We start from the raw sequence: 18,316 nt of genomic DNA, 5'->3' as shown, positions 1-18,316 counted from the left end.
CAAATCAATCTATACCAATTTTAAATTTTTTAAAATCAATAATATTAGCAATTAAAATCAAGAATAAATATTGTACAACTCACGTTACTTAATAAATTGACTGAGATAGCTCGTCTACCGACTTAGCACCAAAACTTAGCTAACTTAGAAAATATTTAATCCACAAGCATCTAATTATTAAAGGCATACACAATACCATTGGATCAAAGATAGAACTAAAACAGCTTATTTCTATGATTATAATTCACAAACTTTAATGATTTTCCTCAGCTACTTTGCTCATAAAATCTGTTAAAGGCATTGGACATCCCCATAGGTAGCCTTGAAATTCAGTACAACCATTTTCTTGAAAGCGATTAAATTGCTCAACGGTCTCAATCCCCTCTGCTAAAACACGCAGGTTTAAATCAAGGCCAATTTTAACAATCCCATAGACCAATTTATTACACCGCTCATCTTCTAAAGCCGCTTGCACAAAACTCTGATCAATTTTGATTTGGCTAATGGGCATTTTCTGCAAATAGCTTAATGATGAATAGCCAGTACCAAAATCATCTAAAGAAAGCTGAATGCCATTTTTATGTAGAAAACCCATTTTTTCTATAACACTTTCAATATTATTTAACGCAACCCTTTCAGTTATTTCTAATATAAGTTGGGATGGAAACACTGCATTTTTCTGCACCATGGAAGTAACGATTTGCTCAAAATTCTCTTGCATGAAATGATCAGCACTTATATTGACTGAAAGTGTAAGATCTTTTGTAGATTCATTTTTACGCCAGTCTTGTAATACTTTACTTGCCTGAATCAGTATCCAATCTCCAATTTTAGGCATTAACTCCAAAGTTTCCGCTACAGGAATAAAATCTTTCGCAGGGATATAGCCAAGTGTCGGGTGACACCAACGTAACAAAATTTCAGCGCCTATAATTTTTTCAGAAGAATTTACTTGAGGTTGATAAAAGAGCTCAAACTGTTGTTTTGAAAGCGCTAAACGTAGATCCTGCACCAACTTGTTTTCAATTTGCAACTCCAATTGCATCACAAAAATTGAGATACAAATCATTAAAGTGGCAACGGATATTGCAATCCAACCACCATAAGCTCGAATGCTTTCAGCTAAAGGTATTGCTCCATCTAAAGTAAACGCACTCCCGCTAAAAAAGATAAAAGCGGCAATGGATAAGATAATTAAAATCAGTTGTAACGCATTGGGATCTCTTCGATAATTCAAATATCCCAATATGGCTCCTGCTGGAAGAAATAAATGCGCAACTCTGGGGTGGTCTATTGTAGCGACATCAAATATTAAGCAAAAAACCACAGGAAAAACAAAGAGGACAATTTGTGAAACCAATATGCCCGCTGAAATCCGATGTATATAAATCAAAAATAAGCTGAAGATAGACATTGCTGTAAAAAAAATATCAATACAAACAATGAACCACATCTCAGCAAAGCTAAAATATATTGTCCAAAATAGGCAAAATGCGATACAGATAACAATGTTTGCTTTAGCTGCAATCGTTATTTGTTGGTTTTTTATGGCGTTGAAATGTTTGTTTTGGTTTTTTAAATAGGATAAAACGACCATAAATACCCCCATTACAAATATTTATTGATCAAGTATCCGCATTGTTTTATACACAATTTCAGAATCACATCAATAAACACTAAGCTATTAAAAATACTTATAATTTATAAATATCTGACTTGTTAATATGCTTGATTAGCTTTTAAAAAACGAATGTCGTCTTCAATTTAGTCCCTTAAATAATTATCCATCTAGTAATCCATCCATTTATATTTTTTGACATTTATAGCGCAAAAGTTTTCAAAATCAACGTTGCGAATAATATTAAAAATAGTCGTGAAGATAAAAAGTATTTTTTAATGAAATTGTATCAGCTCCTGCCTCCTACTAAACGAGTTGTACTCAACAGACCGGTTTAGTTGAAAATCCATTTCATATACAAATGAAATATAACATGTTTTTTCACATGATATAGCACCAACAGATGAGTAGATAAAGTAAATATATCCGCAAGCATTGTGTAGTTAAAACACCACAATACTCATTTTTATCCACTCAAATAAACAACTAAATTCACGTGAAAAAACATATTTTCTAAAATATTTCATAAACCCTACAAAACCCAATATAAAAACAATATAAGTTTTACATCTGAATAATTTTTTGGAAAAATATCTCACGGCTCGCAAGTAAAACTTACCTATTAAAAAACAAATACATCACCATTCCTTATTGCTCAAACCATAAGTTATACAGACTTCATCAGCACTTTTTAGCCAAAAACCTAAAAATCAAATTAAAATTAACGTATTAAAATACTTATAATTTAACCAAATTGTTCGAATAAATATTTAAGAATTTCTTTAATATTCAGAAAAATTTATCATTTGTAAAGCTGATATAGAGTTTCTTTCATAATCTGTTGTCATTTGGTCTTTATTAAAGTTTACGGACACATTCTCATCTAACTTAGGCAAGTTTGGTGTACAGCATGAAATAGGCTGTATCCAGATGCATATCAAACTTATAAATTTGCCGAGAATATTTATGCAACAGGAATTGGTTCCCAGAAGAAAGTTTTATACAAATGATTTGCTCTCAGGTTTAGTTGTTTTTTTAGTTGCTCTACCGCTCTGTTTAGGTATAGCCAGTGCCTCAGGTGCTCCCTTGATTTCCGGTATTATTGCAGGTGTCATTGGTGGAATCGTTATCGGTTATTTGAGTGGTTCTCATATCAGTGTGTCAGGTCCCGCTGCTGGGCTTACCGCTATTGTTTTAACACAGCTAGATAAGCTTGAAGGCAACTATCAAGCTTTTTTATTTTGTTTAGTTTTAGCCGGCCTCATCCAATTATTTTTCGGGTTATTTCGGTTGGGGACATATTCAAATTTTATCCCAACCAATGTGATTATGGGGCTTCTTGTTGCCATCGGATTAATCTTGATTATCAATCAGCTTCCTCTACTCTTTGGGATTAAAACCGAAATTCTTCAACAACGTTGGTCCGAAGGGACAGGCCTATTACAGCATCTTGATTATGGTGCGGCAATCATTGGTATCTCAAGTATATTCATTATTTTATTGTGGGATAAAACACCTTTAAAAAAAATGGTTGTACCCTCTGCACTGATTGCGGTTATTTTTGCGGGACTCTTAAACTATTTTTTTATCAGTACAAATTCCAGCCTCACGGTCAGCACTGAACATCTGGTTAATCTTCCCAATATCTTTTCAGGTGTTGAATCAATTATCAGTTTCCCTGACTTCACCCAATGGAATAATCCTATTATTTATACAGGCGCCCTTACACTGGCGATCGTTGCCTCGCTTGAAACACTATTAAATCTAGAAGCTGCGGACAAAATGGATCCGCAAAAGCGTGCCTCTCCGCCAAACAAAGAGTTGGTCGCCCAAGGTATCGGAAATACCATGTCTGGTTTAATTGGAGGTATGCCGATTACCTCAGTGATTGTTCGAAGTTCAGTCAATGCAGCAAGTGGTGCAAAGACTAAATTCTCTGCAATTTTTCACGGTATTTTATTGATTATTGCGGTTTTATTTCTGACACCATTAATCAATGTTGTTCCATTATCTTCCCTTGCCGCCATTTTAATTTTAACTGGCGTAAAATTAGCCAGCCCTTCACTTTTTAAACGGATCTATGGTCAAGGATGGAAGCAATTTCTACCCTTCATTGTAACGGTTGTTGCAATTATCGCGACGGATCTACTTATCGGTATTTTGTTAGGGCTGTTGATTAGTTTTATCATTGTATTAAAAAATAATTTATTCCGTGGTGTTCGTATCATCCATGAAGCACATTTGCATGGAAATATTACCCGTATTGAACTGGCACCCAATATTAGCTTTTTAAATCGTTCCGCATTAGTTTCTGCCTTAGAGAAAATAGTCAGTGGCGATACTGTAGTGATCGATGCGTCGAATACCTATTATATTGATCCGGATGTATATCAAGTGATTAAAGATTTTAGGGATGAAACAGCTGCAGAAAATGGCATCGATGTAAAACTAATTGGCTTTAAAATACATTATCCTGAAATTAAAGAAGAAGAACTGGATATTGATGTCAGTACTCAGGAAATTCAACGACAACTTACGCCTGCACAAGTGTTTCAGCTACTCAAAGAAGGCAATCAGCGGTTCGTTAACCATGAACGGATTTATCATAATATTGCTCGTCAAATTCAAGTCACTGCACAATCTGGACAGCATCCATTTGCAGCCGTTCTAGGCTGTATGGATTCACGTGCACCAACAGAACGGATTTTTGATGTCGGTATTGGTGACTTATTTAGTTTACGGATCGCTGGAAATATAGCGGGCGAAAAAGTATTAGGCTCTCTAGAATTCGCCTGTAAGAGTAAGGGTTCCAAATTAATTTTAGTATTGGGTCATACAGATTGTGGTGCAGTGACAGCAGCTTGTCAGATGTATGAACAAAAAAAGGATATTACTCAACTCAGCGAAACCCCACATGTACAATACTTTCTTAAACCGATTATGCAGGCGGCAGAAAATGTGCATAAAGAAATGACCGATTACCAACTCACCAGTAATTTCATTCAGGCGGTGACCATTGCAAATGTACAAAATAATATTGCCTATATCTTAAGAAATAGCCCAGTACTGAAAAAGATGGTTGAAGAAGGTGAAATTGGCATTGCAGGTGGTATTTATGATGTAAAAACAGGAAAGGTGGATTTTTTATAAAGTCTATATCTGCATGATTTCGTTATGATCGTATAAGGATATCAGCATAAAACTGGTCTTAAAGACAAGTGTAATGATCGACATGGATGTCATCTTCCCCTTTTACAAAGATCTCTAATAAATCTTTATCAGCTTTCTATTCATAGATAAAAAAAATCTAAATTTTTAGAAAAGATTAAACCTAAAGCCAATCATTGTGTTCTAAACAAAAGAAGCCTGAATATTCAGACTCCCTTATGATGCGCTTAGTGTTAGTTTTGAAAATATTTGGGTCTATTGCTTATAATATTCCCTTATAACCCTTCAAGTTTTAGACGATTAACCTGTTGACGATAAAGTGACACAGGATCAGGTCCAAACCATGCTTTCAAGCCCAAAATCTGATTAATTTCATCTAGGTGAGTTTGATTATAGTCGTCTCGAATCACCTGTCCGAAATGTGCATTGCAACGATTAACTAAACCATCATTGTCATTATTTTTATATGATCTTGGTGCCATGGTGGAAATGGCAACGTCAATGACATCAAGTAGATTGGTTGCTTGAGCTTTACCTGTCCACGAGTAATGATAAACCCCATTACTGGTAATCTTCTGACCATTGCCACAATCAGATGGGATTGCTGCAGTTGGGAATCTTGCATTGAATTCTACAGAACCCTTTTCACTTAATGATTTCAATGAGCGATCCAGACTAATCGGCAAATCAGGATTACCTTGTAGAAGTAACTCCACTGGAGCAACGATATATTGTCCTAAGACGGTAAATAAAAATTTCTCAGCAGGATTATCCAACATATCATCTCCCACTTTGGACCCTTTAAACGTTCCAGCAACAGCAGTGAGTGAAGCGACTTTCTCAGGTGCAATTGCTTCAATATAACGAATAGTCGGTCCACCATGACTATGACCAATCAGATTAACTTTTGACTTTCCTGAGAGTGCCAAAACTTCATCTACTTGTTGTAGCAACTGCTCGCCACGAACTTCGGTGGATTCTAGTGGAGAAACCTGGGTTGCATAAACCGTCGCACCATTACGTGCCAAATCTGGAAGAACCTGATAAAAATAATCCATCCCAAAAGCTGTCGGACCGAGTCGAGTAAAACCAAACATCCCATGGTTAAATACAACTGGATATTTGGTTTTTGCATAATCAGAAGCCACATAGTTGCTACTAACGCTCTGTAAACCAGAAGCAAAAACTGGCATAGCCAATGTGGCCAAAGCCACAATACTAGCGGTGAGTAAAGTCTGTTTCATATATTTCCCTGCTATCTTGATTTCTTTTCTTTAGAAATCAGCATCATTCACGTTATAAATCCTCTATAACCATGCATTTTTTGTTTTTTTGCATAGTGCTCCTCATAAATAAAGCTGTCATCTAAAAGCCTTATTTACTCAATCCTATTTACCCTCCTTGGTCATAGATATATTCAAAGTTGTGTAGGCACATTTATTCTGGTTGATTGCATAAATGAAGTGACTGCATTTGTTTGACTAAATCACGCAGTGTCCTCATATCTTGTAGTTTTGACTGTTGCTGAATTTCTTCTTTTCGGTCTTTCTAAAAGTGTATTGAATTATTTTTCCATTTTTGAGCTTGCTCAGTAGCTGAAAGATTTTCATGATCTATCACGTTTATTCGCTTGACTGTGTAAATATTGTAAGTCGCTTACTTACCCAAGCAGATCGTCGATTTCTCAATCCATAAGGAATAGGTTTTGCAGCTTTCTCATATTTAAGAAAACCTATTGATAATATTTAAAATATTTCTGAATTTTATTAAGCAGCTGTTGGCGGCTTTGTTGTTTAGGATATGAGCCGAACAAAAAGTAACTGATCAGTTCATTTTGCTGAAAAAGCTGAGATACGACTTTAGAGATGCTGTGTGAAGCCAAGAAAATCGTCCCGCTGGCTAAATACCACCTAAACAGATACATGCGAATAGTCATCATTATTTATTGGTGGGGCTGAGGAAAGTGTGAAAGTCATTGAAAATGTAGACGGTTTAAGCTTTGACGAATTGCAGTCAATCACTGGATGCGAAGTTGATTGATGTAACTGTATAAAACCTCCCTTCGTCCCTCATGAAAGGGGGGTAACTTAAATTGCAAAAAATTGAATGGAAGCTATTAGGCAACATAAGTTTTATAAGAATAATTTTGGAAAACCGTACTCGCTTCCTTATAAAATCGATTTAACTCATAGCTTGGTCTACCACAAACAACCAAGCAAACACTCAAGTTAATTAAACAATTTCTCATGGATTCATCATTTTCATGCAGCATGAGGAAATTAAAAAAATAATTGATATTTCAGCTCTAAAAGAATACCAGTCATAAAGACTGGTATTCATCATCTGTTAAGGTTTTTCACCATTTGCTAAACGCTGTTCGATCGCATCCAATACCGCAGGTAAGTCAGCAATACTATCAATTACATAATGTGCACCTGAAGCATTCATTTTTGCGTATGCTTTTTCTTTTAAGCCTAGTTGTTCAGACGCTGATAGTGCAGACCACTCTTCGAAGCTTAGCCCCACTTCATTCCCACTGACGGCCAAACCCACAGTCCAACAACCACCGTTTAAACCTTCTTCGATGCCGACCACTGTGTCATCCACTTTCACCACATTTTTAACATCAAACACATCAAGTTCGATTAAGTTTTTCCACAACATTTCAGGATATGGACGACCATGTTTCACATCACTGGCTGTAATAGTACAGTCAGGCACATAACCTTGATCAGCTACATCTTGCACCAATTGACCAATCATCATCGAAGCATAACCAGTATTACTGCCAATTTTTGCACCACGGGCACGAATGTCAGCAAATGCCTCTAATGCCCCCGGAATCAATTTTGAGCAGCTCGGGATGCTTTTCAATTGGTATGGAATAAATTCCTGATATAAACGGTCAATATCCGCCACAGTCACTTCTGCACCATGTGCCTGTTTCCACGCATCTGCAACACGTGGCATTTTCAAAACTGCCGCAATGTGATCGCGTTTTTCCAAACCCATTGGCGCACGTGCTTCTTCAATTGAAATTTCAACTTTATTATCTGAAAATAAGGCCATAAATGCTAAAATTGGTGCACGTGAACCAAAATCTACTGTTGTACCTGCCCAATCAAAAACCACGGCTTGTAATGCTGAAGTTGAAGTGTTCATAAGTTTGTCCTATTCATTTCTCAAAGTTAAAAATAGCTATCTTGCGTAAGTTGAGTTTTGCGTAATATTTAATTTCTAATGGAAGCGCCCGCTCCTTTCAAAGGAGAGAGCTAGGGAGAGGATCTATAATCTCCCCATCCTAACCTCCGCCCTGAGCCATAAATGGCGCAAGAAAAGGAGTTTTGAATTCCAATCAAATTCGATAGTGCTCAATCGCTGTTAAAAGTCGTTCAATATCATCCAAATAAATCTCTCCGATATTGCCGATACGGAAGCAATTTAAGTCGGTGACTTTGCCCGGATAGATTACAAACCCTGCTTGTTTCAGATTTTCATACAAGGCTTGGAAGCTAAAATCGGCTTCATTTGGATATAAAAATGTAGTGATAATTGGAGATTGTGGTGCGTCTTGATCTAAGACCATTTCAAAACCAAGCGCTTGCATACCTGCGGCTAAACGTTGTTGATTATTGAAATAACGCTGATAACGAGCGGTTACTCCACCTTCTTGTTCTAATTCTAAAAGTGCTTGATAAAAAGCACGCACCACATGAGTGGGTGAAGTAAAACGCCATTTACCATTATGCTGTTCCATGGTGTTCCATTGGTCATATAGGTCTAAACTGACTGAACAAGCCAAACCTTTACACGCTTGTAATTGCTCACGTTTTGCCAAAATAAAACCAAAGCCTGGTACACCTTGGATGCATTTATTGGCACTTGAAATCAAGAAATCAATTTCAAGCTCTGCAATGTCCATTGGCACGCCACCAAAAGAACTCATCGCATCGACAATCCACACTTTGTTTTTGGCTTTGACAATGCGTCCAATCGCTTGAATTGGATTTAATAAACCAGTGGTGGTTTCGCAATGGACACATGACACATGAGTGATGCTGTCATCTTCAAGTGCTTTTTCGATATCAGCCAGTTGAGGGATTTGCATTTCAGGGTAGCGTAATTCCACCACGTCAATTTTCAAACACCGAGCCATTTGCACCATGCGTGCGCCATATGCCCCGTTATTGATAATTAAAATTTTACCATCCTTTGGAATCGCCGAACCTAACACGGCTTCTACAGAGAAACTCCCACTGCCTTGCATCAACACAGCACTATATTGTTCAGGTTTTGCAGTGGCCAACGCCACCAAACGTCTGCGGATCTCCTGAACCAATGCGTTATATTCTTTGTCCCAAGTACACCAATCACGTTGCATCACACGACGCACACTTTTCGAGGTAGACAATGGTCCCGGTGTCAACAGTAAGTATTTATTTTCAACATCGTTTTCAATTGTGTTTGCAAGTTCAATTTGTGCGTTCATTTCGCCTAACCTTTGATCAATTTCATACAGCATAAACAAATCTGGTTTAAACCAGATTACAAAATATAATTTTCTAACATTTCTTTCATAAATCCTGCGCCTGTGGTCATGCCTTTGCCTGCAATCGCACTGACAAGGAAAATATTGGTTTCAGCTTCCATCACACAAGCCAATTCCGTAGGATGAGTCAGGTAATAACCGTTCCAACGAGATTCAATTTCAGGTAGTTCTAAGCCAATATTTTCTTTGCAATATTGCAAAATGAATTGGTTAATTTCTTCACGTTGATTAAATTGTGGTAGGTCTTCAATCGGATAATATTCATGGCTATCGCCCAAAATAATTTGTCCGAATTCATTTTGTTTAATCAGGATATGAATACCGTATTTTTCAACTAAACCGATTTGCGATTCATTGCGTAAATCTTGATGACTTGGGCAAATCTCAAAAGCGGGATAACGAGAGATCGACAATCCTGAATAAATCGAAGCTTTGAGATTGACTTTTAGCGGTTTGGTTAATGCCATTTGCAAAGTACAACGCAATAAACCTTTTTGTTGTAAGAGCTCGGGATACAACAATTGTGTCTCTTCACCATGACAAATCATGACTTTATTTGCGGTAAATGTTTGACCTGATGCCAAGCGAATATGCGCCATACCTTGGTTAAATTGCGTCAGTACCACAGAGGCATTGCAATGAATGTGTACACCAAGTTTTTCGGCATATTGCAACAAACGCAGTCCCACCAAATGTGGCTCAACTGAATAATCTTCATGAAACACCATACCGCCACGTAGCGCAGTTTTTGGGTTTAAATAAGTATATTGATCAAACAGTTGCTGCTTAGACAATAGACTTACAGGAATCTGATAATCAGCTGCGGCTTGAGCAAACTCGTTTAATACTTGCCATTCAAGTTCAGTATTCGCAAGATACAAGCCATTTCGCTGTTGAAATGAAATATCGGTTTGTGCCTGAATCCGTTGATAAAATTCACGGGTTGCCAAAGCATATTCACGCCATTTCGCATCAGGACGGCTTAGCGTCGAAGTCCCAACCATGCCAAAGTTACGGCGAGTCGCACCTATAGGTTGTGCATATTTTTCAAAGACTTGTACCTTTAAACCTTGCTCTGCCGCTTGGATCGCAGCCGATAATCCTAAAATGCCTGCACCGACAATAATTAAGTCAAATTGTGCTGTATTCATTGTCTTTTCCACCTTATCTACTTTTTTTAGCACGCAAAATCCCCTGCACCTAAAAGAAAGCGTTCAATTCAAATGGTTTAGTTAATTAAAAAGATTGACTGAAACATCAATTTGTTATGAATGTGTTTGCTCACGCCAACGTTGTGTTGACGTCATCATTTTCCGAGTGAATAACCAATGCACCAACTTGACTGCACATGAGGTGAGTAAAATCAAAATACTCATCGCCACAGCTGCCACGGTATCACCTGCATCATCCATATTCAGCACTGCCACCGATGCCAAATTGGTATCAGGTGAATAAAGGAAAATCGCAGCTGAAACAGTAGTCATGGCATTGACAAATAAATACACCAACACATCACACAGCGCAGGAAAGGTTAAAGGCAAATATACTTTGCGGAACATTGTCCAATGTGAAGATCCTAAACTTTGTGCAGCATGATCAAGTTGATTTGGGATCTGTTGAATCGCATGCGTTAAGGTCAAATGTGGCACAGTGTAATAATGAATAATGGTTGAAATCACCAACAGCGTCATCGTACCGTAAACGAAAGACACAGGATTTTGCGGTGCATTAAAGAACAAGATATAAGCAATACCCAACACCAAGCCCGGCACAGCCAAAGGCAATAACACCAAGACTTTTACATAATTTTTAAGTAAAGGATGTGCTTTAAAACGGGTACTAAATAAGGCAATGATGAAAATTATCATCGTACCGAAAACTGTACTGAACAATGCCAATTTGATTGAGTTAAAATAACTTGCCCAACCACCACCATCCACATATTCAAAACGATAATGATTTAAGGTCATTGACAAATCATAGGGCCAATAGCGAATGAATGATGCGAGAATCGCAGTCACAATAATCAGTAAAATACCGCCTGAAATCATCCCACAAAATACAGTTAATGCTTTTTCAATTCGAGGATTGGCACGCAAACGATAAGGCTGAATTTGGAAATTTTGATAGCGTTCCTGATGGCGATTTTGGTATCGATCAAAAATGAATGCCAACACCGCAGGACAGAGCAACAAAATCGAAATGACGGCACCCATGTTCATATTTTGTTGACCAATGATCTGCTTATACACATCCAACGCCATCATATTGAATGACCCGCCAATCACTTTGGGAATCCCGAAATCTGTGATGACATAAGTAAATGCTACCAGACAGGCACTGACTAAACCATAACGAATCGCAGGAAAAGTCACAGCCCAATGGGTTTGTAGTGTATTTTTTCCTAAGGCATGAGAAGCCTCAATCAAATGTTGATCAATATGGCGAAATGCCCCCATCATCAACATGACCATGGCAGGAAATAGCCAAAAGCAATAACTGATCAAAATGCCTAGTGGACCATAAATTTCCACCTCGCCCAGCATGCCCTTAAAAACACCTTGCTGACCAAACAAATACACCAAAGCCAATGAAGGCAAAAGTGAAGGTGCAAGAATCGGTAAAAATGCCACGGTTTTAAAGAAAGCTTTGCCTCGAATATTGCAATTGATCAATGCAAAAGCATAAACACTTGCCAAGCTCACCGTAATCAACATGGCTGTAATGGCGATCCACATCGAATTAAAAATCGATGAGATTAAGGCCGGATTGGAAAAATAAGCTGTAAAGTTATCCAACCCGACAAATTGATGCTGTTCATTTAAAAATGCGCTTTGCATCAATACGATTAAGGGTGCAATCAAACTCATGGTGAATAGAATTGCTGCGACAAACAACACCGCACTTGAACGCAATGAATAACGAAAACGATGTGCTGTTTGACTACTTAATAAAGCATCTGCAGCAGACTGATTTAACATCTCGCATGCCCTCGTGAATCAAACACATGTAAGTCACGAATCGGAACTTGCAGATACATTCCATCTTGCACCACCGCCATATGTTGATGATCCACATCAACTTGCAACATATTGTCATCTGCCTGACCTTGGTTTTGCACCACGCAGAATAAACGACGTTTTGCACCTAAAAACTCAGTGTTGACAATATCTACAGCTAAATTTAAATATTCAGTAGAAGGTTCATTTCCAGCAACTAATTTGACATTTTCAGGTCGAAAAGCGATTTCATAATGTTCATCTTGGGCAAAGTTTAAATGTGGAAATTCAATAAAAGATTGCTCATTCATTTTTAAACGATGCGTATCGACCGCTACTGTCTGTATAAAATTCATCGAACCAATAAACTGTGCTACAAAACGAGTTTGCGGTTTGTAATAAATATTATGTGGCGTATCGAGTTGTTCAATCACACCTTTATTCATCACTGCCACACGGTCAGAAATACTTAACGCCTCTTCCTGATCATGCGTAACCATGATCGCAGGCAAATTTAATTGGCATTGAATGGTACGAATTTTTTGGCGGAGGTTTAAACGTACCAACGCATCCAAAGCTGACAACGGTTCATCCAACAACAAAACATCAGGATTGGGCGCAATCGCACGGGCTAAAGCCACACGCTGTTGCTGACCGCCTGACAATTGATTAGGATATTTTTCTGAGTTATTGGGCAATTCAATTAAGTTTAATAATTCATTGATACGAAATTGAATCTCTTGCGCTGACCAGTGTTTTTTATGCAAACCAAATGCAATATTTTCCGCCACAGTTAAGTTTGGAAAGAGTGCATAGTTTTGGAAAACAATGCCACATTTACGTTTTGCAGTATTAAAATGGGTAATATCAACCTGTTGTTTAATCACCTTGCCATAATCTGGCTGTTCAAGCCCAGCAATGATGCGTAACAATGTTGTTTTACCACAACCTGATGGACCTAAAAAGCTAACAAATTCACCTGCTTTCAGGTCAAGGTTAATGTGTTCCAAGACACGGCTTGAACCAAAAGATTTTTGAATATCCATCACTTCAAGCACTGTTTTTGATTCTGCCATTTTAAACGTTCTTAAAGTTGAGAGCAGATGCCCTGCCGAGTTTGGCATGGCTTGCCCTGTCCTACTATTTTGTAAATGCGATGGAATTTGCATACTGCACCTAGTTTTTAATCGTTAATTTTGAATAACTGATTCTGAATAGCTTTTTGTGTATATGATTCAATTACTTTTCAAATTTTGCTGACCATTGTTTTAGAATTGATTCACGCTGTTCAGCTGCCCAATAAAAATCATTCTTCACCAATTGCTGCGCGAGATTTTTTGGGAAGTCTTGGTTTTTGCTGTGAACATTGTGATGTGCCACCATTGAAAAGTTTTGTGCATAAGCTTCATTGGCAGCTTGGCTAACACTCCAATCAATAAATTTCTCTGCACTGCTGAGTTTTTTCGTACCTTTGACAATGGCTGAGGCTTCCATTTCCCAACCTAGCCCCTCTTTCGGATAGACAATTTCTAAAGGTGCACCACGTGATTTCAGCTTAAAGCCCGGATAACCAAACGAAATTCCGATGACCGTTTCACCTTGAGCCGCCATCTTGCAAGGCTTCGAGCCTGAATGCACATATTGAGAAATGTTTTTATCGAGTGCCTGCATATATTGCCAAGCTTGCTTTTCACCAAAAATTTGCATCCATGCAGTCACATCCAAATAGCCTGTGCCACTCGATGCCGGATTTGGCATCACGATTAACCCTTTATAAATTGGTTTAGTCAGGTCTTGCCAGGTTTGCGGAATCGGTAGTTTTTTCTTTTCCAATTCAACAGTATTGACACAAACAGCCGACTCCCAAGCGGTCATGCCTGTCCATGTTGGAATGTCTTTTTGGCTATAAAAATCGATTTTAAGTTGTTCGACATGTTTCGGGCGATACGGTTGCAATAAGTCTTTTTTTTCCATGACCAATAAACTGGTCAAAGCAAGTCCCATCACTACATCGGCTTGTGGATTCTTTTGTTCTGCTAATAATTTTGCGGTGATCACACCTGTCGAATCACGCACCCATTTTACTTTTAATTCAGGATGTGCTTTGCGTAATTCCCATTGATAACGCTTTAATTGATCCGCTTCAACCGCGGTATAGACTGTGATTTGCTCAACATCATTCGAGGTTGAAGACGTGGTGCATGCTGTGCTGACACAAGCAAAGAGAATACTTGTGCCCATGGCGAGGAGCTTTTTTTGCTGCTGTTTCAGATACGGGCTCATTGTGACATTCCTAACGAATGCTGCTTCTTGATAGCCTGTATTTCAACAAAAGTTTATGACAATTTAATTAATCTGGTTTAAACCAGATTAATTATTTTAATTCTTTGTCATGACGCTTCAAAATGTAAATCTAGTACATCATGTAACCAATATTCTTGGTCAACATCGGTAATCACTCCATTTTGATCGCAGTTGGTACGGCAAATATATAAACCCATACTACCAACATTGACATGCAAAGCTTTGGCTTGTTGTTCTGACAATACCGTTGGATAAAGATTAATATGCGCTCGGGTCAATTGCCGTTGATAGTGCTCTGCCATCAATGTCGTAATAGAACCTTCTAATTGTTGTTCTAAGAATTGAGGAAATAAACTTGCATTAATACGTAAATGCTCAACTACCGCAGGACGTCCATTGATACTACGACGTCGCCACATCGAATAAATATCATCACCCACCGAAATTTTTAAATGTGCTGCATCCCAAGAGGTCGCTTGCAGCAATTCCGCAGAAATCAATTCCGTACTTGGTACACCCCCTTGCTCAGTCACATATTGGTTAAAACTCTTAGTCGATTGCGGACGGTAAATAATTCGTGGCGCACGAACAAACCAACCACGGCGATCTAAACGATAAATCAGACCATCCATTTCCAAAGCCAATAATGCTTCTCGAACTGCGACACGTGTGGTAGCAAATTGTTCCATCACCACACGTTCTGAAGCGAGTTTGGTATTGGCACTCCATTGCCCAGACTCAATCTCATGGGCAATAGCATCTCGAATGGCAATATATTTGGGAATACGTGGAGAAGTCTTTTCTTGAACAGGCATACACATTTATTTTGTGAAAATTTCTTCTAATATACTCAAATATCGTGTCTAAGCGATGACATTTTTAAAATAAGCATAGTTCATACGCAAATTTTAAGTTTTAAAAAGCTCATCTTTTGATGAGCTTTTGGAGATCACAATGAAATGTGTTGAGTCTAAAAGACTCATGATTTTTCTCAAAGAATTACTTATTTGTTTTGTTTGGCATCTCCATATTTGAATGATCCATATCCTTCATCGAAGAAGGCATATTGGTCATTTTTGAATGATCCATTTGTGACATTTCTGAAGCGTTTCCATGCTGATGTTGCGTTGAGTTATTTGTTTGAGTTTTAGGATCATTGTTTGGTTTACAATTTTTTTCACATTTCTTTTGTTTTTTGTCTTTTGGCTGTTCATCGACTGTTCTAGTCAATACTTTATCTTCATCCTCATGTGCCCATGTTTGAACTGTGGTCATTAAAGCACCCATACAGATTAAAGCTGTTACACTTCGACTAAGTACATTTTTCATGAGTTTCTCTCAGATTAAGTTTGTTGACTTTTACAATAAAATAATTTGCCAAACTTTAAAGTGACATGAAAATGATATTTTAGTCAGCCAGAATTATATTGGGTGGTATATCTATCAACATAACTGTAAAGGATTCATGGGTATCATCAGAAAAAGTAGGTAACTCTTTTATAAGCATGTTTGCAATAACCTCATTCATTACCTGCAAAATAGCTAAAAATGGCTTTTGTGAAGATGCTTATCCAACATACGATATGACAGGTAAATCTATAGTGGTCAACATACTATGACCTTTATAACATTGCTAAACTTTACCTCCAATTACAGCTTCTTTTCCATTCAGTTCAGTTTTATTGGCATCAGCTGTACTAGCTACTTGTCGATAGAATTGAATAATAAAATGTTCATCTTGTTCTTTAATACAGAAACTGCTGTTATTAAGCATTGCATCGAAATAAGTAGCGGCTTCTTATTGAGACACTTTACGTTGACCGAGCTGTTTTATTTGATACATGTTTCATCACATACCCGTACAGAAATACCCAACTGATGTTTGATTCCCTCCACATCATATAAAAGTGCAAACTGTGCAGATCTGGTAAGCTCTTTAATCCGTCCTGCTCTACGTTAACCACAAGGATATATCTCAAAGATTCGAACGTAAAATTTCATTAATGATTATGATCACCAAGTATTTTTTCCTTGCTATTTATTGTATACATTTCATCAACTTGATCTTTTCTAAACACAAGTTGTCTTTTATTAAATTTTGAAGTTTCACCATCATCAGTATAGCTGTAGTCCATAATATTATCTGTATAGCCTTGCTGGTATCTGAATTTGTTCCCATGAACATTAAATGTATGTAACAAGCCAAATGTATGGCAAAGTTCATGAGAAAATGTTTTAAGGAATCCTTCTTTGGTCGCCATTGCATCCTTAAATACAGCAACTGTATTCGCCCATTTAAGCTCATTAAATGCTTCTTTAGAGTTCATATCTATCTTTTTAACTCTCGGAGTCAAAAATTTTGATTTAGGTTTATAACTAGCACTACCTAAAACATTCATCCACACTGGTTGGCTAATTTCTTTCTTTGAAATTGGATCATATACATTTTCAGTTTTTGGAGTTTCACTTACACAAATCGGTGCAAAGAAAATATAATTCTTTTGCTCAACTTCTGAATATATTGATAGTAACTTGTCTTCTACTTTTCTCTTCCTATCATATAGATCAATTAACTCGCGTTGAAATTCTTGAGACAAATCTTCTTCCACGTTAATCGTTTTATTTCTTATGCTATTTTGACTTTCTTGCTCTAGAGTATTTGAACAAACCTCAAGAAATTTTTTACCATAGGCTTCTGATATTTCTTTGGTCCACCATTTTTTTACAAAAGCACCTACCTCAGCATCTGTTTTCGACAATCTATCTAGATCAAAAATATCAGTCTTAAGGACTTGAACAACCATAAGGCACTGATTAAAAATATTATACTTTAAAGCTTTTTCGTAATTTTCAGGTCTTTTAAGTATTTCCCCATTTACTTTTACATCAACAATCACTAATCCTTTTGTGATTACTTGATCATTTCTGGAAAGATAAATTATGCCAACTTCCTTTTTGTTTTCGCCACATTTTGCTATAACAGTAATACTTTCATTTTGCTTTAAAACATCTCCTAAACAATGAACTGTTATTGCCTTTTTCTTTTTATAAGCATATCTAGTTTTGGTACCTAAATTCACCTTAACACGCTCTGAGTCAATAAATCGACTTAAAGGTTCTTCAATATAATCTGTCTGTTGATTATTATTAAATGTTGAAATTTTTATTGAGGTATTAGATGCTTCAAAGATCAGAACTGTACCATTGACTGTAAGTTTATCTTGGTAATATGCATCAATTACATCTTGATGTATTTCTAAATCAAGAACTGCACCTTGAGCATTTATTTCTTCACTACCCAAAACACCTTTACAACCAGAAGCAAAAATTGATAACCAAGAGGGAAAATAGTTAGGATAACTAATTTCTTTATTTACACTTCGAACATAGTTATCTTTCAATAATGAAAATGTAAAATCATGACTATATGCATAAATAACAGGGTCTTTTATTTCTTTTATTGTCAAAATAGGGTATATATATTCATCTCGAACCCAATCAAAACCAAATTCACCATTATATTCATCTACTGGTCTTCCAATTTCATAAGGCCGTCTAAAATGTACTGAAAAATCTCTTAAACAACTTTTAGACAATGCATCTTTCTTAGGGCTAGACATTATTTTATTCACAAGATTAGACCTCACACCTTTTATATCTGGCTAAAATAATTATTCT

12 protein-coding genes and 1 pseudogene are annotated in these 18,316 nt (G+C 37.1%); 1 reads left to right on the top strand and 12 read right to left on the bottom strand.

Annotation, left to right across the window (positions count from 1 at the left end; translation table 11 throughout):
- Nucleotides 1–253 precede the first annotated feature (253 nt).
- Nucleotides 254–1,597 carry an EAL domain-containing protein gene (locus tag GJV03_RS14770; protein ID WP_154130409.1) on the bottom strand — a complete coding sequence of 448 codons (1,344 nt, stop codon included), beginning with the start codon at nucleotides 1,595–1,597 and terminating at the stop codon, nucleotides 254–256.
- A gap of 987 nt (nucleotides 1,598–2,584) precedes the next feature.
- Here GJV03_RS14770 and GJV03_RS14765 point away from each other — a divergent pair.
- The gene (locus GJV03_RS14765; RefSeq protein ID WP_151958092.1) at nucleotides 2,585–4,768 is read left to right on the top strand and encodes a solute carrier family 23 protein; all 2,184 of its coding nucleotides are present in this window, start codon (nucleotides 2,585–2,587) and stop codon (nucleotides 4,766–4,768) included.
- Between the two features lie 293 nt (nucleotides 4,769–5,061).
- Here GJV03_RS14765 and GJV03_RS14760 read toward each other — a convergent pair whose 3' ends face one another.
- The 11 genes and pseudogenes from GJV03_RS14760 to GJV03_RS14710 all read right to left on the bottom strand — a co-directional run bounded on the left by GJV03_RS14760 (nucleotide 5,062) and on the right by GJV03_RS14710 (nucleotide 18,258).
- Nucleotides 5,062–6,030: a triacylglycerol lipase gene (locus tag GJV03_RS14760; RefSeq protein ID WP_154130407.1), complete on the bottom strand. Its 969-nt coding sequence runs from the start codon at nucleotides 6,028–6,030 to the stop codon at nucleotides 5,062–5,064.
- A gap of 1,102 nt (nucleotides 6,031–7,132) precedes the next feature.
- The gene (phnX, locus tag GJV03_RS14750; protein WP_154130405.1) at nucleotides 7,133–7,948 is read right to left on the bottom strand and encodes a phosphonoacetaldehyde hydrolase; all 816 of its coding nucleotides are present in this window, start codon (nucleotides 7,946–7,948) and stop codon (nucleotides 7,133–7,135) included.
- Nucleotides 7,949–8,141: 193 nt separating this feature from the next.
- Nucleotides 8,142–9,275 (bottom strand): 2-aminoethylphosphonate--pyruvate transaminase, encoded by a 1,134-nt coding sequence (gene phnW / locus GJV03_RS14745; RefSeq protein WP_154130404.1) that lies wholly within the window; start codon nucleotides 9,273–9,275, stop codon nucleotides 8,142–8,144.
- 56 nt (nucleotides 9,276–9,331) lie between these two features.
- Nucleotides 9,332–10,486 carry a TIGR03364 family FAD-dependent oxidoreductase gene (locus GJV03_RS14740; RefSeq protein ID WP_154130403.1) on the bottom strand — a complete coding sequence of 385 codons (1,155 nt, stop codon included), beginning with the start codon at nucleotides 10,484–10,486 and terminating at the stop codon, nucleotides 9,332–9,334.
- A 114-nt stretch (nucleotides 10,487–10,600) separates the two neighbouring features.
- Nucleotides 10,601–12,316, bottom strand: coding sequence for a putative 2-aminoethylphosphonate ABC transporter permease subunit (locus tag GJV03_RS14735; RefSeq protein WP_154130401.1), 1,716 nt, complete (start codon nucleotides 12,314–12,316; stop codon nucleotides 10,601–10,603).
- Nucleotides 12,310–13,503: an ATP-binding cassette domain-containing protein gene (locus GJV03_RS14730; RefSeq protein ID WP_154130399.1), complete on the bottom strand. Its 1,194-nt coding sequence runs from the start codon at nucleotides 13,501–13,503 to the stop codon at nucleotides 12,310–12,312. The genes GJV03_RS14735 and GJV03_RS14730 overlap by 7 nt, the downstream gene beginning before the upstream one ends.
- Nucleotides 13,504–13,573: 70 nt before the next feature.
- Complete coding sequence (locus tag GJV03_RS14725; protein WP_154130434.1) at nucleotides 13,574–14,605, bottom strand: putative 2-aminoethylphosphonate ABC transporter substrate-binding protein; 1,032 nt, start codon at nucleotides 14,603–14,605, stop codon at nucleotides 13,574–13,576.
- A 119-nt stretch (nucleotides 14,606–14,724) separates the two neighbouring features.
- Nucleotides 14,725–15,453, bottom strand: a complete 729-nt coding sequence (locus GJV03_RS14720) for a UTRA domain-containing protein (RefSeq protein WP_252720717.1) — start codon at nucleotides 15,451–15,453, stop codon at nucleotides 14,725–14,727.
- A gap of 184 nt (nucleotides 15,454–15,637) precedes the next feature.
- The gene (locus GJV03_RS14715; protein ID WP_004724819.1) at nucleotides 15,638–15,967 is read right to left on the bottom strand and encodes a hypothetical protein; all 330 of its coding nucleotides are present in this window, start codon (nucleotides 15,965–15,967) and stop codon (nucleotides 15,638–15,640) included.
- Between the two features lie 331 nt (nucleotides 15,968–16,298).
- A pseudogene (locus tag GJV03_RS21780) lies at nucleotides 16,299–16,537 on the bottom strand (hypothetical protein); the annotation flags it as partial.
- A 101-nt stretch (nucleotides 16,538–16,638) separates the two neighbouring features.
- Nucleotides 16,639–18,258: a hypothetical protein gene (locus GJV03_RS14710; protein ID WP_016539701.1), complete on the bottom strand. Its 1,620-nt coding sequence runs from the start codon at nucleotides 18,256–18,258 to the stop codon at nucleotides 16,639–16,641.
- Nucleotides 18,259–18,316: the final 58 nt, after the last annotated feature.

The organism is Acinetobacter sp. RIT698 (assembly GCF_009668065.1).
GTDB classification, from domain to species: Bacteria; Pseudomonadota; Gammaproteobacteria; order Pseudomonadales; family Moraxellaceae; genus Acinetobacter; species Acinetobacter guillouiae.
Note: the sequence above shows the minus strand (reverse complement) of the source record. Positions and strands in the feature narration are given on the sequence as shown.